This is a genomic window from Streptomyces vinaceus (assembly GCF_008704935.1).
Lineage (GTDB): Bacteria > Actinomycetota > Actinomycetes > Streptomycetales > Streptomycetaceae > Streptomyces > Streptomyces vinaceus.
The window spans coordinates 4,530,096-4,550,000 of sequence record NZ_CP023692.1; the positions used below are offsets into that span (position 1 = coordinate 4,530,096).

General features: G+C 74.2%; 18 protein-coding genes (1 of these 18 cut by a window edge). 12 read left to right on the forward strand and 6 right to left on the reverse strand.

What is annotated here, in order from left to right; genetic code table 11:
* The first annotated feature begins 8 nt into the window (after positions 1-8).
* Entirely contained in the window at positions 9-1,007 is a 999-nt protein-coding gene (locus CP980_RS20450) for a DNA-3-methyladenine glycosylase family protein (protein ID WP_132757318.1), read from the forward strand.
* 23 nt (positions 1,008-1,030) lie between these two features.
* Here CP980_RS20450 and CP980_RS20455 read toward each other — a convergent pair whose 3' ends face one another.
* From CP980_RS20455 to CP980_RS20465, 3 genes are all read right to left on the reverse strand, one after another.
* Positions 1,031-2,347, reverse strand: coding sequence for a coenzyme F420-0:L-glutamate ligase (locus CP980_RS20455; RefSeq protein WP_150530294.1), 1,317 nt, complete (start codon positions 2,345-2,347; stop codon positions 1,031-1,033).
* A 2-nt stretch (positions 2,348-2,349) separates the two neighbouring features.
* Positions 2,350-3,309: a 2-phospho-L-lactate transferase gene (gene cofD, locus CP980_RS20460; protein WP_132757316.1), complete on the reverse strand. Its 960-nt coding sequence runs from the start codon at positions 3,307-3,309 to the stop codon at positions 2,350-2,352.
* A 66-nt stretch (positions 3,310-3,375) separates the two neighbouring features.
* On the reverse strand, positions 3,376-3,930 hold the full coding sequence (locus CP980_RS20465; RefSeq protein ID WP_150528776.1) for a cysteine dioxygenase: 555 nt from the start codon (positions 3,928-3,930) through the stop codon (positions 3,376-3,378).
* A 649-nt stretch (positions 3,931-4,579) separates the two neighbouring features.
* On the opposite strand from CP980_RS20465, the gene CP980_RS20470 reads away from it, so the two are divergent.
* The 3 genes from CP980_RS20470 to CP980_RS20480 all read left to right on the forward strand — a co-directional run bounded on the left by CP980_RS20470 (position 4,580) and on the right by CP980_RS20480 (position 10,247).
* The gene (locus CP980_RS20470) at positions 4,580-4,843 is read left to right on the forward strand and encodes a WhiB family transcriptional regulator (RefSeq protein ID WP_003983763.1); all 264 of its coding nucleotides are present in this window, start codon (positions 4,580-4,582) and stop codon (positions 4,841-4,843) included.
* Positions 4,844-5,109: 266 nt separating this feature from the next.
* Positions 5,110-8,769: a glycosyltransferase family 2 protein gene (locus tag CP980_RS20475; protein ID WP_150528777.1), complete on the forward strand. Its 3,660-nt coding sequence runs from the start codon at positions 5,110-5,112 to the stop codon at positions 8,767-8,769.
* On the forward strand, positions 8,766-10,247 hold the full coding sequence (locus CP980_RS20480; RefSeq protein ID WP_150528778.1) for a DUF5719 family protein: 1,482 nt from the start codon (positions 8,766-8,768) through the stop codon (positions 10,245-10,247). Before CP980_RS20475 ends, CP980_RS20480 begins: the two co-directional genes overlap by 4 nt.
* 52 nt (positions 10,248-10,299) lie before the next feature.
* Here CP980_RS20480 and CP980_RS20485 read toward each other — a convergent pair whose 3' ends face one another.
* On the reverse strand, positions 10,300-10,779 hold the full coding sequence (locus CP980_RS20485; protein ID WP_132757308.1) for a metallopeptidase family protein: 480 nt from the start codon (positions 10,777-10,779) through the stop codon (positions 10,300-10,302).
* Between the two features lie 138 nt (positions 10,780-10,917).
* On the opposite strand from CP980_RS20485, the gene CP980_RS20490 reads away from it, so the two are divergent.
* From CP980_RS20490 to CP980_RS20525, 8 genes are all read left to right on the forward strand, one after another.
* The gene (locus CP980_RS20490) at positions 10,918-11,298 is read left to right on the forward strand and encodes a DUF3499 domain-containing protein (RefSeq protein WP_099891891.1); all 381 of its coding nucleotides are present in this window, start codon (positions 10,918-10,920) and stop codon (positions 11,296-11,298) included.
* A gap of 73 nt (positions 11,299-11,371) precedes the next feature.
* Positions 11,372-12,742, forward strand: coding sequence for a phosphomannomutase/phosphoglucomutase (locus CP980_RS20495; RefSeq protein WP_132757306.1), 1,371 nt, complete (start codon positions 11,372-11,374; stop codon positions 12,740-12,742).
* An 86-nt stretch (positions 12,743-12,828) separates the two neighbouring features.
* Positions 12,829-13,014, forward strand: a complete 186-nt coding sequence (locus tag CP980_RS20500) for a Trm112 family protein (protein ID WP_030156407.1) — start codon at positions 12,829-12,831, stop codon at positions 13,012-13,014.
* A 143-nt stretch (positions 13,015-13,157) separates the two neighbouring features.
* On the forward strand, positions 13,158-14,291 hold the full coding sequence (locus tag CP980_RS20505) for an SIS domain-containing protein (RefSeq protein WP_150528779.1): 1,134 nt from the start codon (positions 13,158-13,160) through the stop codon (positions 14,289-14,291).
* Between the two features lie 43 nt (positions 14,292-14,334).
* Entirely contained in the window at positions 14,335-15,492 is a 1,158-nt protein-coding gene (gene manA / locus CP980_RS20510; RefSeq protein WP_132757302.1) for a mannose-6-phosphate isomerase, class I, read from the forward strand.
* 94 nt (positions 15,493-15,586) lie between these two features.
* A complete protein-coding gene (locus CP980_RS20515; protein ID WP_150528780.1) occupies positions 15,587-16,516 on the forward strand; it encodes a cation diffusion facilitator family transporter in 930 nt (309 codons plus the stop codon).
* 381 nt (positions 16,517-16,897) lie between these two features.
* Positions 16,898-18,334, forward strand: coding sequence for an adenosylhomocysteinase (gene ahcY, locus CP980_RS20520; RefSeq protein ID WP_132757298.1), 1,437 nt, complete (start codon positions 16,898-16,900; stop codon positions 18,332-18,334).
* A gap of 150 nt (positions 18,335-18,484) precedes the next feature.
* On the forward strand, positions 18,485-19,105 hold the full coding sequence (locus CP980_RS20525) for a hypothetical protein (RefSeq protein ID WP_132757296.1): 621 nt from the start codon (positions 18,485-18,487) through the stop codon (positions 19,103-19,105).
* A 41-nt stretch (positions 19,106-19,146) separates the two neighbouring features.
* Here the strand turns inward: CP980_RS20525 and CP980_RS20530 are convergent, their stop codons facing one another.
* Both CP980_RS20530 and CP980_RS20535 read right to left on the reverse strand, forming a co-directional pair.
* Positions 19,147-19,452, reverse strand: a complete 306-nt coding sequence (locus CP980_RS20530) for a hypothetical protein (protein WP_150528781.1) — start codon at positions 19,450-19,452, stop codon at positions 19,147-19,149.
* Positions 19,453-19,470: 18 nt separating this feature from the next.
* Positions 19,471-19,905: the 3' end of an RDD family protein gene (locus tag CP980_RS20535; RefSeq protein ID WP_189998987.1), read on the reverse strand. It continues 549 nt past the right edge of the window; only the last 435 of its 984 coding nucleotides appear in the window; the start codon falls outside the window, past its right edge; its stop codon occupies positions 19,471-19,473.

Genomic DNA, 19,905 nt, shown 5'->3' on the forward strand with positions numbered 1-19,905 from the left:
CTCAAGGCATGGCCGGCCGCTTCGACCCCCTCAACCGCACCGCCGTCCGCGGCGGCCGTACCCAGGTGCCCCCGGGCCCGGGTCCCGGCCCCGCCGCGGCCGGTGCCCGCAGGCTCCGCTGGAACCCCGAGGCCCCCCTCGACCTGGGCCTGACCCTCGGCCCCCTGCGCCGGGGCCCCGCCGACCCCACCTTCCGCACCACCCCCGACGGCTCCGTCTGGCGCGCCACCCGCACCCCCGAGGGCCCCGCCACCCTGCGCGTGTCCCGCGCCGCGGACGGCGCGATCGAGGCGGAGGCCTGGGGCCCGGGCGCCGACTGGGTGCTGGGCGCACTCCCCGCGCTGCTCGGCGCCGACGACGACCCCGCCGCCTTCGTCCCCCGCCACCGCCTCGTGCACGCCAGCCACCGCAGCCGCCCCGGGCTGCGCCTGACCCGTACCGGTCTGGTCCTCGAATCGCTGATCCCGGTCGTCCTGGAGCAGAAGGTCACCTCCGACGAGGCCTACCGCTCCTGGCGCCGCCTGGTGCGCCGCTACGGGGAGCCCGCCCCCGGCCCGCAGGAGATGTACGTGATGCCCGACGCCCGCGGCTGGGCGATGATCCCCTCCTGGGGCTGGCACCAGGCCGGGGTGGACATGAAGCGGTCGTCGACGATCGTGCGCGCCGCCCGCGTCGCGGCCCGGCTGGAGGAGGCGGCCGCGATGGAGCCGGCGCGGGCCGCGGCCCGGCTGGAGGCCGTTCCCGGAATCGGCCCGTGGACCTCCGCCGAGACCCTCCAGCGCAGCAACGGCGCCGCCGACGCCGTCACCACCGGCGACCTCCACCTGCCGGGCATCATCGGCTACGCCCTCACGGGCGAGCGGGACGCCGACGACGAGCGGATGCTGGAGCTGCTCGCCCCGTACGCGGGCCAGCGCCACCGCGCCGCCCGCCTGATCCTCCTCGCGGGCCGCACCCCGCCCCGCCGCGCCCCGCGCATGTACCGCAGCGACATCGCCCGCTTCTAGGGCAGGTCACGGCCCCCGGGCCGCTACCGGACCTCGATGAACCCCTCCGCCGACCGCGCGGGCCGCTCCGGTGGAGCCGCCGCGGCATGGCCCACCGCCACGGCCCCCATCGGGTCCCAGCCCTGCGGCAGCCCGAGCACCTTGCGCACCACGTCCCGGCAGAACATCGTCGAGGACACCCATGCCGAGCCCAGCCGCTCCCCGGCCAGCGCGACCAGGAAGTTCTGCACGCCCGCGCCCATCGCGACGACGAACATCTCCCGCTCCGCCGCGTCGCGCCGGGCGTGCCCGTAGTCGTGCGCGCCGTCCGTCACCATGCACGGCACGACCAGGTACGGGGCCTTGCGCAGCACGTCGCCCCGCCGGACCCGTTTGGCGATGGACTCCTCGGACTTGCCGTCGCGCCTGAGGTCCTCGACCCATGCGTCGCGCATCGCATCCAGCAGCTCCAGCCGGGACCGCGGCGACTCCAGCAGGACGAACCGCCACGGCGTCGTGTGGTGCGGGGCCGGGGCCGTCACGGCCGCCGCCACCGCGCGGCGGACCGCGCCCGGGTCCACCGGCTCGTCGGTGAAGGCCCGTACGGTACGGCGCTGCGTCACCGCCTCCCGTACCGCCTCCGAGGTGCCCAGCCGGAACATGTCGTCGGCGGGCGCGCGCACCAGGTCGGCCGCCGCCGAACCCTCGCCGAGCACGTGGGCCAGCCCGCGCACGACGGCCACCGGCAGCCCGGCCGCCTTGCCCTTGACCAGGTCCCCGGCCGCGGCCAGCTCGTCCGCCGTGGCCACGATCGTCGCGCTCAGCGGATTGCCCCGGTCGTCCGTGCCGCCGCGCAGGTCGTCCAGGACCCGCACTCCGGCCGAGCCGATCGCCACGTCCGTGAGCCCGGTGCGCCAGGGGCGCCCGAAGGTGTCGGTCACGACGACGCCGACGTCGACGCCGAGCAGCTCGCGCAGTGCGGCGCGGATCGCGGCGGCCGAGGCGTCGGGGTCCTCGGGCAGCAGCAGGACGGTGCCCGGCTCGGTGTTCGAGGCGTCGACGCCGGCCGCGGCCATGACGAGCCCCTGCCGGTTCTCGACGATCCGCAGGGCGCCGCGGCGGGCGACGACCCGTACGGTCTCGGCGTCTATGGCCTCCTCGCGGGAGTCGGCGCGGACGATCCGGCCCTCCGCCTTCGAGACGATCTTCGAGGTGACCAGCAGGACGTCCCCGTCCCGCAGCCCGGGCTCCGCGGCCGCGATCAGCGCGGCCAGGTCGTCGCCGGGCCGGACCTCGGGGATCCCGGCGACGGCGCGCACCTCGTACGAGGGAACCGCGGGGGCGGCCGGGGCGGCGGGCACGCTCACCGGGCGGCCTCCGCCAGTGCCATCGCGGCCCGCGCCATCTCGGCCGTGGCGGCCACGTCGGTCATCATCAGCGGCACGGCGCGGCAGGCGATCCCCGCGGCCTCCACCTCGGCGACGGCGTCCGCGTCGGCCGGGTCCACGAGCCAGCCGTCGAGGAGTTCGGCCCCGTAGTGCCGGGCGACGGCGGCGGCGGTGGACTCGACCCCGACGGCGGCGAGCACCTTGTCGGCCATCCCGCGCACGGGTGCGCCCCCGACGATGGGGGAGAGCCCGATGACGGGCGCCCCGGCGGCGGCCACGGCCTCGCGGATGCCGGGCACGGCGAGGATGGTGCCGACGGAGACGACCGGGTTGGACGGCGGGAAGAGGATCAGGTCGGCGGCCGCGAGGGCCTCCAGCACGCCGGGAGCGGGCTTGGCCTGTTCGGCGCCCACGGGTACGACGGCCTCGGCGTCGAGCGAGGCGCGCAGCCGGACCCAGTACTCCTGGAAGTGGATGACGCGGCGTTCGCCGCTCTCGGGGTCGGTGACGGCGACGTGCGTCTCCACGCGGTCGTCGGACATGGGCAGCAGCCGGACCCCGGGCTGCCAGCGGTCGCACAGCGCCTCGGTGACGGCGCTCAGCGGGTAGCCCGCGCCGAGCATCTGCGTACGGACGATGTGGGTGGCGAAGTCACGGTCGCCGAGGCCGAACCAGGACGGTCCGACCCCGTACGCCGCGAGCTCCTCCTTGACGGTGAAGGACTCCTCGGTGCGGCCCCAGCCCTGGTCCTCGTTGATGCCACCGCCGAGGGTGTACATCACCGTGTCCAGATCGGGGCACACCTTCAGCCCGAACAGGTGGATGTCGTCACCGGTGTTGCCGATGACCGTGATGTCCGCGTCGGGAGCCGCGGCCTTGAGGCCGCGGAGGAAGCGGGCGCCGCCGATACCGCCGGCCAGAACAACAATGCGCATGCGGACAGTCTGTCAGCCGGTCGATCGCCGCCACGGAGGGGTGCGGCCGGGTGACGGGCGGGCCGGTCAGGCGGGTACGTGTTCCCGGCGCGCCGGGGAGCAGGAGTGCATCGGCATCTCGGTCAGACCCGGGAAGTAGACGTGCAGGCTGACGGCGCCTTCGAGGGTGTCGTTGACGACCTCGTGGGCGTAGCCGGGGGCGAAGACGCGCTGGGCGCCGGCGCCGAGGGTGAGCGCTCCGCGCGGGCCGTGCTCGGTGAGCTCGCCGTCGAGGACGGTCAGGACGCCGGAGGAGGCGCCGTGGGCGTGGCGGCCGCTGCCCTGGCCGGGGACCCAGCTGAGCAGCCAGACCTCGTAACCCGGGCCGGTGCGCAGCCGGTGGTACCAGCGGGTGGTGGCGTCGTACTCGACCAGGTGCTCCCATTCGGCCCGGTTCGCGGCGATGGAGCGGGCGAGGCCGGCGAACTCGGCGACGGTGGCCGGGTGTTCGCGGGCGGGCTGGAGGAGGTGCTGGACGGAGAGGATGTCGCCGGCGATCTGGAGGTCGCTCTCGACGGCGAGGGGGGCGGCGGGGGCGAGGGCGGGAGCGGTGGCGCGGATGCTCACGGAGGTGCTGTTCATCGTGGGGGAGTCCTCGACGGATGTCAGTCGTGCTGGCGGTCGCTGTGGGGGTGGCCGGAGCTCAGGGAGCCGAAGCTCCGAAGGCATCAACAGCTGCAACAGCAACAGCGAACCTGGGCAGCACTCAGGAACCCACGAATGGGGGTCCGGGTGGCGGCCGAGGTCACTGACATGGGGACAAGGAGACCGGGTCGTGGGCCCGACTGTCAACCCAATGCCTCGAATGGCCGCAAAAGTTTCATCTGATCCGGTTGCCGTGGTGGAAGAAAGGTTTGTGCAAACCGATGCAGGGGAGATGGCGCTGCACACCGTGTCACGGCCCCACATGCCCGGCCCAAACCCGACGCGCCGCCTCGTGATCGAAATGTGATCTACGCCGCTTCTTTGGCTTGATCGCAACCGCACCGCGAAGCGGTACGTCGATTGCGGGTGAACACGGGCCCGTGGGGCACCCGATGCATGTGTCACGATTTTTGGCGATATGAACACTTTCTGCATACGCTTGGTTCCGCAGAGTGAATAAGGGGCCCAATAGCAGATCTCGGCTTGACTGCCCGGGAGCGGCCCACTTGTAATTTCACTCGTGTCGTTACGTAGCGATGAGTGACGACAACACCACGGGGACGCACAGACAGAGCGAGGGGCGCACATGACCGAGCTGTTTCAGGAACTGCTGGTCGAGGAGGCGGACGAAGAGCTCGGATGGCAGGAGCGCGCTCTGTGCGCCCAGACCGACCCCGAGTCCTTCTTTCCCGAGAAGGGCGGCTCCACCCGCGAGGCCAAGAAGGTCTGCCTCGCCTGCGAGGTCCGCTCCGAATGCCTTGAGTACGCACTCGCCAACGACGAGCGGTTCGGCATCTGGGGAGGCCTCTCCGAGCGCGAACGCCGACGGCTGAAAAAGGCCGCCGTCTGAGCACGCAGCGCAACCCCGCGCCACGCACGGCGACGCGCAGCGGTACGCCGGACACCACGCGGCACATCGAGCGGAACATCGCGCGGAACAGCGCGATGAGCAGAGCAAACGGTCCGCCTCCTGCACCTTCCCCGCAGGAGGCGGACCGCTGTGTTTCCAGCCGTTAGTGTGGGGCGCTGTCCAGCAGCCTCCGGGAGCACACCACCCCGGATCCTCCCCACGGACCGCGTCCGGGGGGACCCCCAGGCCGGAGGGCCAGTAGAGCGATGTCCCTGCACAGCCAGTCGACGGCCTCCCACCAGGCTGCCGCCACACCCGAGTTCCCCCGGCACGTCGTCACCGCGGTCCTCGTCGCCCACGACGGCGCCCGCTGGCTGCCCAAGACGCTCGCCGGCCTCCTCGGCCAGGAACGCCCCGCGCAGAACCACGTCGCCGCCGACACCGGCAGCGCCGACGACTCCGCGCGGCTCCTCGGCGAAGCCCTCGGCGAGGACCGCGTCCTGCACCTCGCCCGCCGCACCGGCTTCGGCGCCGCCGTCGACGAGGCCGTCCGCTCCGCCGGCACCCTGACCCCCGAGGACCTCCCGTACCTCAAGCGCCCCAGCGGCTGGGACCCCGTCAGCCGCACCTGGCGCGACGACGCGTACGACCTCCCCGAACTCCCCCACGGCGAACCCGTCCAGTGGCTCTGGCTGCTCCACGACGACAGCGCCCCCGAGCCCGACGCCCTCACCGAACTGCTCCGCGTCGCCGACGAGAACCCCGGCGCCGCCGTCATCGGCCCCAAGCTGCGCGGCTGGTACGACAAGAAGCAGCTCCTCGAAGCCGGCGTCACCATCGCCCGCAGCGGCCGCCGCTGGACCGGCCTCGACCGCCGCGAACAGGACCAGGGCCAGCACGACCAGGTCCGCCCCGTCCTGTCCGTCTCCACCGCCGGCATGCTCGTACGCCGCGACGTGTACGACGCCCTCGGCGGCTTCGACCGCCGCCTGCCGCTCATGCGCGACGACGTCGACCTGTGCTGGCGCGCCCAGAGCGCCGGCCACGAGGTCCTCGTCGCCCCCGACGCCGTCCTGCGCCACGCCGAGGCCGCCGCCCGCGAGCGCCGCACCGTCGACTGCGCCGGACGTACGAGCTCCAGCCCGCACCGGGTCGACAAGGCCGGCGCCGTCTACACGGTCCTCGCCAACAGCTCCGGCCGCGCCCTGCCGTACGTCCTGCTGCGCCTGCTCGTCGGCACCGTGCTGCGCACCCTCGCCTACCTCGTCGGCAAGGCCCCCGGCCAGGCCGTCGACGAGATCACCGGCCTCCTCGCCACCCTGCTGCGCCCCGGCCGCATCCTCGGCGCCCGCCGCCGGCGAGGCCGCCCCGCCGTTCCCGCCAAGGAACTGCGGCCCCTGTTCCCGCCCCCGGGCGCGAGCGTGCGGGCCAACGCCGAACAGCTCGCCGGGTACTTCGGCGCCGACCGCGACACCGACACGGCCGCCGTCGGCCGGCACGGCGGAGCCGTCGAATCTGGCCCCGGCGACGACGACGCCGACTACCTGGAGATCGAACAGTTCGCGCGCCTCAAGCGGATCGCCCGCAACCCCGCGCCCGTCCTCTTCGCCCTCCTCCTGCTCGTCTCCGTCATCGCCTGCCGCGCCCTGCTCGGCGGCGGCTCCCTCATGGGCGGCGCCCTGCTGCCCGCCCCCGACAGCGGACCCGCCCTCTGGCGCGCCTACACCGACGACTGGCAGCCCGTGGCCACCGGCTCCACCGCCGGAGCGCCCCCCTACCTCGCCGTCCTCGGCGCCCTCGCCACCGTCCTGTTCGGCTCCTCCAGCGCCGCGCTGACCCTGCTGCTCGTCTGCTCGGTCCCGCTCGCCGGGCTCACCGCCTACTTCGCCTCCCGGCCGCTCGTCGAGTCCCGGCTGCTGCGCGCCTGGGCCGCCGTCGCCTACGCCTTCCTGCCCGCCGTCACCGGAGCCCTCGCCGGCGGCCGCCTCGGCACCGCCGTCCTCGCGATCCTGCTCCCGCTCATCGCCCGCTCGGCCGTCGCCGCCTTCGGCTTCGGCACCGCGGGAGCGGGCGAGGAGCGCTCCGGCTGGCGCCCGGTGTGGACGTACACCCTCCTGCTGACCCTGGCCACCGCCTTCACCCCCGTCGTGTGGCCGCTGGCCGCCGTCCTCGGCGCTGCCGCGCTGGTCTTGCGCCGCGCCGACTGGAAGGCGTACGGCCTGCGGCTGCTCGCCACCCTCGCCGTCCCGCTCCTGGTGCTCGCCCCCTGGTCGCTGAGCCTGCTCACGCACCCCGGCCGGCTCCTGCACGAGGCCGGCCTGCCCTACGGATCCGGCTCGGCCACCGCCCTGGACCTCCTCGGCATCAGCCCCGGCGGCCCCCGCACCGCCGGCGGCCTGCTGCTCATCGGCATCGTCCTGGCCGCCCTGGCCGCCCTGCTGCGCGCCGAGCGGCAGTTCGCCGTCCGCACCGCCTGGGCCGCCGCCCTCGCCGCGCTGCTGCTGGCCGTCGTCGTCAACCGCACCGGCTGGGCCGGACCCGCCACCCTCGTCTACGGACTGGCCCTGCTCGCCGCCGCCGTCGTCGGCGCCGAGGGTGCCAAGGAGCGGGTCGCCGCCAGCAGCTTCGGCTGGCGCCAGCCCCTCGCCGCGCTGATCGCGCTCGCCGCCGCCGCGGGTCCCCTGCTCGGCGCCGCCGGCTGGATGATCAGCGGCGCCGACGGCCCGCTGGAGCGGCGCGACCCGGTCCAGGTCCCGGCCTTCGTCGCCGAGGAGAGCGGCACCCGCGACCAGGCCCGCACCCTCGTCCTCGGTGGCACCTCACCCGCCACCGTCTCGTACACCCTGGTCCGCGGCTCCGGCGGCCGCCTCGGCGACGCCGAGATCGCCGCCGAGGCCGGCAGCAGCCGCCAGCTCGACAAGGTCGTCTCCAGCCTCGTCGCCGGCTCCGGCGCCGACCAGAGCGACCAGCTCAGCGGGTTCGCGATCCGCTACATCCTGGTCCGCGATGGCGCCCCGCAGCAGATGCGCAAGGTCCTCGACGCCACCCCCGGCCTCAGCCGCCTCAGCCAGCTCGACGGCAGCGCCCTGTGGCGGGTGGACCGCCAGGTCGCCCGCGCCGTCATCGTCCCCGGCAAGCCGGGCGAGGCGCCCATCCCGGTCGCGTCCGGCCCCGTCGAGGTCCACACCAAGATCCCGGCGGGCGAGGCGGGCCGGGTGCTGCGCGTCGCCGACCGGGCGGCCCCCGGCTGGCAGGCCACCCTCGACGGCAAGCCCCTCAAGCCCAAGACCCTCGACGGCTGGGCCCAGGGCTTCGAACTGCCCGCCGCGGGCGGCCGCCTCGACCTCGTCCACGAGGACGCGCTGACCCGGACCGCCTGGCACTGGGCGCAGGGCCTGCTCGCGCTCGTCCTGCTCGTGATGGCCCTGCCGGGCCGCCGGGCCCGCCTGGACGACGACCTGCCCGAGGAGGAGGCGGAGGCCGCCGAGCGGTCCGCCGCGGGCGAGGCCGGCGAGGGCCGCCGCGCCCGCCGGCTGCGCGCCGAGGCCGAGTCCGCGGCCGCCGCGAAGCCCGCGGCCGAGGAGCCCGCGGGCGCGGTCGCCGACCCGTACGCGCAGATCCCCGCGCAGCCGGTGTACGGGGAGGACGCGTACCCGTACCCGGAGTACGGCGACCAGGGCTACGCGTACGAGCAGCAGCCCGGGCAGCCCCAGCACCCGCAGCAGCCGTACGCGCCCGCGCCCGCGCAGGCCCCCGGGTACGAGCAGTACCCGTACCCGCAGCAGGGCTACGAGGCCCAGCCGGCGTACCCGCAGCAGCCCCAGCAGCCGCCGCACCAGCAGCCGTACCCCTACCCGCCGTACGAGCAGCCGTACGACACCTACGGACAGCACGAGCCGCGTCCCGACGGGAGCCACCAGCAGTGAAGCAGCGCGCACCCCTGACGCTGGCGGCGGTGGCCGCGGCCCTGGCGGCCGTCACCGGCGTCGGCCACCTCACCGCCCCCGCCGCCCCGGCCGCCGATGCCAAGCCCGCGACCGCGGCGCAGATGCCGGTGGAGCGGTCCGCGCTGGTGTGCCCGGCGCCCAGCTCCTCGGACATCGCGGAGACCACGTACACGGCGATCACCCCCGGTGCGGCCGGCGCCCCCGGCAAGGGCACGGCCCGCCTCCTCGGCGCGACCAAGGAGGCCAAGCCGGTGCTGGAGCTCAAGGAGCGCGGCAAGCCGGCCGGGGCCACCGCCTCCGGCGCGGGCGCCCCCGCGCTGACGGGCGTCGCCGACGGCGTCCTGGCCCCCGGCTGGACCGCGCAGCAGACCACGAAGGTCACCGTCGGCCGGGCGCGCGGGGTCCTCGGCCTCGGCTGCACCACGCCCGGCACCGACTTCTGGTTCCCCGGCGCGAGCACGGCCAAGGGACGCGAGGACTACGTGCACCTCACCAACCCCGACGACACCGCGGCCGTGATCGACATCAAGATGTTCGGCCCGGACGGGGCGGTCAAGTCCGAGGGCGGCACCGGCGAGAACATCCGGATCGACCCCAAGTCCACCAAGGCCGTCTCCCTTGCCTCCCTGGCGCCCGGCGCGCAGCTCGCGGACGTCACCGCCCATGTGACGACCCGTGCGGGCCGGGTCGGCGCCTCCGTGCAGGTCGGCGAGGAGGGGGTGGGCGCCGACTGGCTGCCGGCCTCCGCCGACCCGGCGGGCTCGCTGGTGCTGCCCGGGATCCCGGCGGACGCCACCTCCGTACGGCTGGTGGCCTTCGCGCCGGGCGAGGAGGACGCGGACCTCACGGTCAAGCTGGCCGGGCCGAACGGCTCGATCAGCCCGGCGGGCAACGAGCAGCTGCACCTCAAGGGCGGTATGACGGCGGGCGTCGACCTCAAGGACGTGACCCGCGGCGAGGCGGGCTCGCTGGTGCTGGCCCCGGCGAACGGCAAGAAGGCCGTACCGGTGGTGGCGGCGGTGCGCGTGGTCCGCGGCACCGGCGCCAAGCAGGAGCTGGGCTTCGTACCGGCGACCGGGCCGGTCGCCGCGCGCGCCACCGTCGCCGACAACCGGGCCGACGAGAACGCGACGCTGCTCTCGCTGACGGCGGTGGGCGGCGCGGACGCGAAGGTCAAGGTGACGGCCTCGGCGGGGACGGAGGCCGGTGAGCCGGCCTCGAAGGAGGTCACGGTCAAGGCGGGCACCACGCAGGCCGTGTCGCTGGCCCCGGCGGGTGCCAAGGGCGCCTACGCGCTGACGGTCGAGACCGTCTCCGGCGGGCCGGTGTACGCGGCCCGCACGCTGACACTGCCGCACGAGGGGATCTTGATGTTCACGATCCAGCCGCTGTCGGACGACCACGCGACGGTCTCGGTCCCGAAGGCCACCGAGGACCTCACGGTCCTGACCGACTGAGTACGGCCCCCGGGGCCGGTCCGGGCGGCCCCGGGCCGGCCCCGGTGGCCCGTCAGTCCTGGCCGTACCGCGGGTCCACGGTCTCCGGGGACAGCCCCAGCAGCTCCGCGACCTGCTCCACCACGATCTCGTGCACCAGCAGGGCCCGCTCGTCACGGCTCTTCGTCCGGATCTCCACCGGCCGCCGGAACACCACGACCCGCGCGGGCCGTCCCGGCGCGTCCGGTTCCGACAGCGCCCCCAGCGGCACCGCCTCGTCGTTCCAGCCGGCGTCCGGACCGCCCGGCGGGCCGGGGACGTCCGCGACCACGAACTCCACCTCCGCCAGCTGCGGGAACCGCCGCTCCAGCCGCTCGACCGAGTCCCGTACGAGATCCCCGAACAGCTCCGCCCGGCTCGCCGACAGCGGCACCTGCGGAGGCGCCAGCGGCCCCCGCATCCCCCGCCCGTGCCGGTCGCGGCGGCGCGGCCGCGGCTCGGCGGGAGGTTCGGCGGAGCGGGGCGGGCCGGGGGGCAGAGGACTGTCGGTCACCCCCGCAGCGTAGCCCTCGCGCCCCCCGTCACCCGGGCGTTTCCGGACCCGCCGCGCCCCTCCGCGGGCACGACACGGGGGAGTGGGCCGGGGGAGAGTCGTCGCGGCCCGGTCAAGAGTGCGGTACCGTCCAACGTCGTGAGCCTTGTACGTCGCTGTTCGCGCACCGCGTGCGGCCGCCCTGCCGTCGCGACACTGACGTACGTCTACGCCGATTCGACCGCAGTCCTCGGCCCGCTCGCCACCTACGCGGAACCCCACTGCTACGACCTGTGCGCCGAGCACTCCGAGCGCCTGACCGCCCCGCGCGGCTGGGACGTCGTGCGCCTGACGGACGGGTCCGCCCCGTCCCGCCCGAGCGGCGACGACCTCGAAGCCCTCGCCAACGCCGTCCGCGAAGCGGCCCGTCCGCACGACCGGGCCGCCCAGGCGGGCGGCACCGGTCAGGGCGGCGCGGGCAACGGCACCGGTGAGACGCGTCGCGGACACCTGCGCGTCCTGCGTTCGCCCGACTCCTGACATCACATGGTCTGAAAAGCCGCTCTCCGTGCAGGTAGGTTTGCTCCACCGCACAGCACCAGGAGGGCAGGCAGTGGCCGCAGATCTTTCGAACATCGTCAAGGCGTACGACGTACGGGGTGTCGTACCCGACGAGTGGGACGAGTCGCTGGCCGAACTGTTCGGGGCTGCCTTCGTCGAGGTCACCGGCGCGACGGCCATCGTCGTCGGCCACGACATGCGGCCCTCCTCGCCCGCCCTGTCCGGGGCCTTCGCCCGCGGCGCCGCCGCCCGCGGCGTGGACGTCACCCTGATCGGGCTGTGCTCCACCGACCAGCTGTACTACGCCTCCGGCACGCTGGACCTGCCCGGCGCGATGTTCACCGCCTCGCACAACCCGGCCCGCTACAACGGCATCAAGCTCTGCCGGGCCGGCGCCGCCCCCGTCGGCCAGGACACCGGCCTCGGGGCCGTCCGCGAGCTCGTCGAGCGGTGGTCCGAGCACGGCGCCCCGGCCGCCGCCGAGGGCACCGCCCCCGGCACGATCACCGAGCAGGACACCCTCGCCGGCTACGCCGAGCACCTCAAGGCCCTGGTCGACCTCGGCGCCATCCGCCCGCTCAAGGTCGTCGTCGACGCGGGCAACGGCATGGGCGGCCACACCGTCCCGACCGTGTTCGAGGGCCTGCCGCTGGAGCTCGTACCGATGTACTTCGAGCTCGACGGCACCTTCCCGAACCACGAGGCCAACCCCCTCGACCCGAAGAACATCGTCGACCTCCAGGCCCGCGTGAAGGCCGAGGGCGCCGACCTCGGCCTGGCCTTCGACGGTGACGCCGACCGCTGCTTCGTCGTCGACGAGCGCGGCGAGGGCGTCTCCCCGTCCGCCGTCACCGCCCTCGTCGCGGCCCGGGAGCTGGCCCGCAACGGCGGCACCGGCACGGTGATCCACAACCTGATCACCTCCTGGTCGGTCCCCGAGGTCGTCCGCGAGCACGGCGGCACCCCCGTCCGCACCCGCGTCGGCCACTCCTTCATCAAGGAGGAGATGGCCAGGTCCGGCGCCATCTTCGGCGGCGAGCACTCGGCGCACTACTACTTCAAGGACTTCTGGAACGCGGACACCGGCATGCTCGCCGCGCTCCACGTCCTCGCCGCCCTCGGCGGCCAGGACGGCCCGCTCTCCGAGCTGGTCTCCTCCTACGACCGCTACGAGGGCTCCGGCGAGATCAACTCCACCGTCGCCGACCAGGCCGGCCGGCTCGCCGCAGTCAAGGCCGCGTACGGCTCCGCCGAGGGCATCACCCTCGACGAGCTCGACGGCCTGACCGCCACCTCGGCCGACTGGTGGTTCAACCTCCGCGCCTCCAACACCGAGCCGCTGCTGCGCCTCAACGTCGAGGCCCGCGACCCCCAGACCCTCGTCAAGGTCCGCGACGAGGTCCTCGCCCTCGTCCGGGCATAGAGCCCGTCTCACGGCCGGGCCGCGCCAGGTGCGGCCCGGCGGTACGCTGACCTCGCCCAATCCGCATGTTCGAAGGGAACCGCCCCATGCCGCTCGAAGCCGGCCTTCTGGAGATCCTCGCCTGCCCCGCCTGCCACTCGCCCCTTGAGGACAAGTCGGCGGACGAAGCGGCTCCCGAGCTGATCTGCACCGGCCAGGACTGCGGCCTCGCCTACCCGGTCCGCGACGGCATCCCGGTCCTCCTCGTCGACGAGGCCCGCCGCCCCGCCTGAGGCCGCCGCTCCGGACCGCAGGCCGGCCCGGGACGCGCCGTACAGGCACGCCAGGCACCGAACAGGCATCAAGGGGCGCCCGTCGCAGCGCCGGGCGCCCGAGCAACCGAGTCGCCCGCCCTTTGAACCAGCCGGAGGCCGCAATGCTCGACGAGTCGCTCCTCGACGCACCGGACGAGCTCGCCCGCGCCGACCGCCGCGGCCTGCTCCGCGGCGCCGCCGAGGCCGGGGCCAGAGTCCGCACCGCGGCCCGGCACGCGACCGAGGCGGGCCTCGCCGACCTGCGCCCCGACGGCCGGCCCCGCGCCGTCCTCATCGCCGGGTCCGGCACCGCCGCCACCGGAGTCGCCGACCTGCTCGGCGCCCTCGCCGGAGCATCCGCACCCGTCACCCGGCTCCACCCCACCGGCGTCGCCCATGCCGCCGGGGCCCTGCGCTGGGCACTGCCCGGCTGGGCCGGCTCGGTCGACCTGCTGCTCCTGGCCACCACCGACGGCACCGAGCCCGGGCTCGCCCTCCTCGCCGAGCAGGCCTACCGGCGCGGCTGCACCGTCGTGGCCGTCGCCCCCGAACACTCCCCGCTCGGCGAGGCCGTGGACGGCGCGCACGGGCTCCTCGTACCGATGGCCAAGGCCCCGTACCAGGAGTACGACGAATCCGCGGCGGCCGGCCCCGGCGCCCTGTGGGCCCTGCTGACCCCGCTGCTCGTGCTCCTCGACAAGGTCGGGCTGATCACGGCGGCCCCCGAGACCCTGCAACGCGTCGCCGACCGGCTCGACCGCACCGCCGAGCGCTGCGGACCGGCCATCGCCACGTACTCCAACCCGGCCAAGACGCTCGCCGCCGAGCTCGCCGACACCCTCCCGCTCATCTGGAGCGAGGGCGCCGGCGCCGGACCGGCCGGGCGCCGCTTCGCCGCCACCCTCGCCGAACTCGCGGGCCGCCCCGCCCTCGCCGCCGACCTGCCCGAGGCCCTGCCCGCCCACGGGGTCCTGCTCGCCGGCTCCTTCGCCGCCGGGGCCGACCCCGAAGACTTCTTCCGCGACCGGGTGGAGGAGCCCCAGGCGCTCCGGGCCCGCATCGTCCTGCTGCGCGACCGGCCCGCGGGCGGCCTCACCGCCGCCCCGGCCGCGCGCGAGCTCGCCCTCAGCCACGACACGGCCATCAGCGAGCTCGAACCGGAGGAGGGCGGCGAACTGGAACAGCTCGCCGAACTCCTCGCCGTCACGGACTTCGCCACCGCCTACCTGGCGCTGGCGACCAGGGGACACGGCTGAGCACACCACCGTGCCGGCCCTTCATCCAGGAAGACGGACGAAGATGGACCGCCTGACGAACACGATCCGCCCCTACGCCTGGGGATCGACCACCGCGATCCCCGGGCTCCTCGGCGTAGAACCCACCGGGGAGCCCCAGGCCGAGATGTGGATGGGCGCCCACCCGGGCGCCCCCTCCCGCCTCGACCGCGGCGACGGCGAGACCACCCTCGCGGCCGTCATCGCCGCCGACCCCGAGCGCGAGCTCGGTGCGGCCGCCGTCACCAAGTTCGGCCCCCGGCTGCCGTTCCTCCTCAAACTCCTCGCGGCCGGCGCCCCGCTCTCCCTCCAGGTCCACCCCGACCTCGAACAGGCCGAGGCCGGCTACGCGGACGAGGAGCGCCGCGGGATCCCGGTCGATGCCGGACACCGCAACTACAAGGACCCCCACCACAAGCCCGAGATGATCTGCGCGCTCACCCCCTTCGACGGCCTGTGCGGGTTCCGTCCGCCGCTGGAGGCCGCCGGACTCCTCGAAGGCCTCGGGGTGGACTCGCTCAAGCCGTACGCCGACCTCCTGCGGGCCCACCCCGAGGAGGCGGCCCTGCGCGAGATGCTCACCGCCGTACTGACCGCGGACCGCGCCGAGATGGCCCGTACGGTCGCCGAGGCCGGGACCGCGATCGAGCGGCTGGGGGGCCCGTACGCCCCGTACGCCTCGCTCGTCCACCACTACCCGGGTGACCCGGGCGTGATCGCGGCGATGCTCCTCAACCACGTACGACTCCAGCCCGGCGAGGCGATGTTCCTCGGCGCCGGCGTCCCGCACGCCTACCTCGACGGCCTCGGCGTGGAGTTGCTGGCCAACTCCGACAACGTGCTGCGCGCCGGACTCACCCCCAAACACGTGGACGTGCCCGAGCTCCTGAGGATCGTGCGCTTCGAGCCCGCGGACCCGGCGGTGCAGCGCCCCGAGGGCAACGGCGAGGAGGTCTACGAGAGCCCCGTCGACGAATTCCGGCTCTCCCGCTTCGCGCTGGCCCCCGGCGCCGCCCCCCACCCGCTCCCGGACGGGGCCCCGCAGATCCTGCTCTGCACCGCGGGCCGCCCGAAGGCGGGCGAAGTGACGCTGTCCCCCGGGGAGTCGGTTTTCGTCCCGGCCGACGAAAAGGTCGAACTGTCCGGTATCGGCACGATTTTCCGGGCCACCGTGCCGGTGTAGACGTGGCGTCCGCCGCCACGGCTGCAACAATGTGCCGCCGTAGCGCGGCGCCCCGGGCAGGGGCGCCGTACCGAGGAAGGGACTCCGGAAACCCATGAGCGCGTCGGGCGGTACCAGGGCGATCGTGGCGGCACTCGCCGCCAACCTCGCCATCGCTGTAGCCAAGTTCGTGGCCTTCGTCTTCAGCGGCTCGTCGTCGATGCTCGCGGAAAGCGTCCACTCGCTGGCCGACTCCGGGAACCAGGGGCTGCTGCTCCTCGGCGGGAAGAAGGCCCAGCGCGAGGCGACTCCGCAACACCCCTTCGGATACGGGCGCGAACGCTACATCTACGCGTTCCTCGTCTCCATCGTGCTCTTCACCGTCGGTGGCATGTTCGCCATCTACGAGGGCGTCGAGAAGGTCCAGCACCCGCACCCCATCGAGGACTGGTACTGGCCGATCGGCGTGCTCCTCTTCGCGATCGTCGCCGAGGGGTTCTCCTTCAAGACGGCGATCAAGGAGTCGAACGAGATCCGCGGCTCCCTGTCGTGGGGCCAGTTCATCAAGCGGGCCAAGGCCCCCGAGCTGCCGGTGGTCCTGCTGGAGGACTTCGGCGCGCTCGTCGGCCTCGTCCTCGCCCTCGGCGGCGTCGGTCTCGCGCTCGCGACCGGCGACGGCGTCTGGGACGGCATCGGCACCCTGTGCATCGGCACCCTGCTGATCCTCATTGCCATCGTGCTGGCCGCCGAGACCAAGTCCCTCCTGCTCGGCGAGGCCGCGGGCGCGGAGGACGTCGAGAAGATCAAGGCCGCGCTCGTCGACGGTGACGTCGTCACCCGCGTCATCCACATGCGCACCCTGCACCTCGGCCCCGAGGAGCTCCTGGTCGCCGCGAAGATCGCCGTGGAGGGCGACGACACCGCGACGCAGGTGGCGGACGCGATCAACGCCGCCGAGGCCCGGATCCGCGCGGCGGTCCCGATCGCCCGCGTGATCTACCTGGAGCCGGACATCTACAAGGCGGAGACCGCGGCCCAGGGCTGAGGCTCCTCCCGTACGACTGAGGCCCCTCCCGTACGGCTGACGTCCTTCCCCGTACGTACGAGGGCCCCCGCCGCGCAGGACGCGCCGCGGGGGCCCTCGCGTCCGACCGCCGCCCCGTCACCGGATCTCGCGGAGCACCGTAGGGCCCCGGTTCGCGCCCCGGATCCACCCCCGGTCCCACGGCCCACTGGGGCGCGCCCGGCCCATCGGTGTAGATTCGTCATCAGTGTCAGACGTCGCTGCTGATGGCGGTCGGGCGGTCCTCGCGACCGGCCGAGGGGAGAGAGGGCCCCCGACGGACTGAGTGCCCGGTGCACCGTCTCCCCAGGCGATGCGCGGCCCAGCCGTACCCACCCTCTCGACCCATGAGGAGCAGCACCCATGGACTTCAAGGTCGCCGACCTTTCCCTCGCCGCCTTCGGCCGCAAGGAGATCACCCTCGCCGAGCACGAGATGCCCGGTCTGATGTCGATCCGCCGCGAGTACGCCGACGCCCAGCCGCTGGCCGGCGCCCGCATCACCGGCTCCCTGCACATGACCGTGCAGACCGCCGTCCTGATCGAGACCCTGGTCGCCCTCGGCGCCGACGTCCGCTGGGCGTCCTGCAACATCTTCTCCACCCAGGACCACGCGGCCGCCGCCATCGCGGTCGGCCCGAACGGCACCCCGGAGGACCCGCAGGGCGTCCCGGTCTTCGCCTGGAAGGGCGAGACGCTGGAGGAGTACTGGTGGTGCACGGAGCAGGCGCTGACCTGGCCGAACACCCCCACCGGCGGCCCGAACATGATCCTCGACGACGGTGGTGACGCCACCCTCCTCGTCCACAAGGGCGTCGAGTTCGAGAAGGTCGGCTCCGCCCCGGACCCGTCCACCGCGGACTCCGAGGAGTACGCCCACATCCTCACCCTGCTGAACCGCACCCTCGGCGAGTCCCCGCAGAAGTGGACGCAGCTCGCGTCCGAGATCCGCGGCGTCACCGAGGAGACCACCACCGGTGTCCACCGCCTCTACGAGATGATGGACGAGGGCACCCTGCTCTTCCCGGCGATCAACGTCAACGACGCCGTCACCAAGTCGAAGTTCGACAACAAGTACGGCTGCCGCCACTCCCTCATCGACGGCATCAACCGCGCCACCGACGTCCTCATCGGCGGCAAGGTCGCGGTCGTCTGCGGCTACGGCGACGTCGGCAAGGGCTGCGCCGAGTCGCTGCGCGGCCAGGGCGCCCGCGTCATCGTCACCGAGATCGACCCGATCTGCGCGCTCCAGGCGGCCATGGACGGCTACCAGGTCGCGACGCTGGACGACGTCGTCGAGACGGCCGACATCTTCATCACGACCACGGGCAACAAGGACATCATCATGGCCGCCGACATGGCCAAGATGAAGCACCAGGCGATCGTGGGCAACATCGGCCACTTCGACAACGAGATCGACATGGCCGGCCTGGCCAAGGTCGAGGGCATCGTCAAGGACGAGGTCAAGCCGCAGGTCCACACCTGGACGTTCCCCGACGGCAAGGTCCTGATCGTCCTCTCCGAGGGCCGCCTGCTGAACCTCGGCAACGCGACCGGCCACCCGTCGTTCGTCATGTCGAACTCCTTCGCGGACCAGACCCTGGCCCAGATCGAGCTCTTCACCAAGCCCGCCGAGTACCCGACCGACGTCTACGTGCTGCCCAAGCACCTCGACGAGAAGGTCGCGCGCCTCCACCTCGACGCACTCGGCGTCAAGCTCACGACGCTCCGCCCGGAGCAGGCCGCCTACATCGGCGTCAAGGTCGAGGGCCCGTACAAGCCGGACCACTACCGCTACTGATCCGCGGCCGCCCGATCCCCGCGGATCCACGGCACCGAGCAGGCCCCCGGCACGTACGCCGGGGGCCTGCCCCATGAGCAGGACCCGTACGACCGAGCAGGACCCGTACGACCGGCACGCCCCCGTACGACGCACGCAAGGACGGCACCCATGCCCCGCGGCCGCTACTCGCTCCACGACCCGCACGACCACGCGCCCCTCGGCGAGGAGCACTTCCACTGCGCGCCCGGGCCCTCCGGCTGGCGCTACGTCTCCCAGCTCACCGGCCCGGACGGCGAGCACCGCGGCTCGGTCGACCTCGCGATCGACGAACTCGGCCGACCCATCCGCCTCGAAGCCAACGCGTCGAGCTGGCAGGTCCGCGGCGCGGCCATCGACGGGATCACCTGGGTGCGCTCCGATCCCGCGGGGGCCGAGGCCACCGAGGGCAACGTCGCCGCCGCGGGCTTCACCGGCACCTCGCCGGCCTTCCTCGTCGCGACCGCCCGCCTGCTGCGGCTCGCCCCCGGGGCCCCCGCGACCCGGGTCCGGCTCGTGGCGCTGACCGACCCGGTGCTGGCGCCCCGTACGGTCGATCAGGCCTGGGCCCTGCGCGGGCGAGCCGAACACGCGACGGACAGCGGACCGCTCGTGGTGGACGAGTACCAGGTCACCGCGCTGGACACCGGCGAGGTCCATACGGTCCACCTCGCGGGCGACGTCGTCCTCGCGGCCCCGGGCATCGAACTGGAGCACCTGGAGACCCCGCCCTCGACGTTCCCGGAGGACTGACCCCCCGCCCGGCTCCGCGGCCCCGGATCAGCGGCCCCGGATCAGCACTGCTCGTCGGGGTGGCTCCACTCGACGGCGCAGACCGCCGAGGGCGCGGCCTCCTTCGCGTACCAGGCGACGGACTTCTCGAACTCCGGGCACCACAGGTGGGCGCGGCTGACGGAGACCGGGAAGTCGGTGCCGCCGGTGACGACGTGCACGCCGTCCTCCCGCCGGATGCCGATCGTGACCTGGCGGCCGATGCTCTCGTCCCGCATCAGTTCGCGGAGTTCCTCGACGACGGCTCGCGCCCGGGCCTCGTCCTCGATGCCCGTGACGCGGAAGGTGAATGCGACGTTCGCTGACATGCCGCGCAGGTTAGGCGATCACGCCGGGGGCGCGAACCCCGTCGCGGGCCGCGGCGGCACGGCAGGCGCGGGCACCTCGGCCGGGACCGGAACCGGGGCCGGGCTCGGAGCCGGAGCCGTGGCCGGCACAGTCGCGGGCGGTACGGCCTGCGGTGCGTACGCCCCGGGGCCCGGGTGCCCCCACGCGGGCGACATCCCGGCGGGCATCGCGGGCGTCGCGGGCGCGCCGGGCGGCGCGTACGCGGGCGCGACTCCCGGACCGAAGGCACGGGCCGCGTCCCGGCTCTGCCGCTCGTGCACCACGGCCATCAGGAACGCGGCGGCCGGCACCCCGGCCGGCGCCGGGGCTCCCGTACGCGCCACCAGGTCATCGGCCAGCCGCACCGCCATCGCGGCGCCCACCTGCGGGTCCAGCTGGTTCATCCGCGTCAGGTACTGCCGTACCGCCAGCCA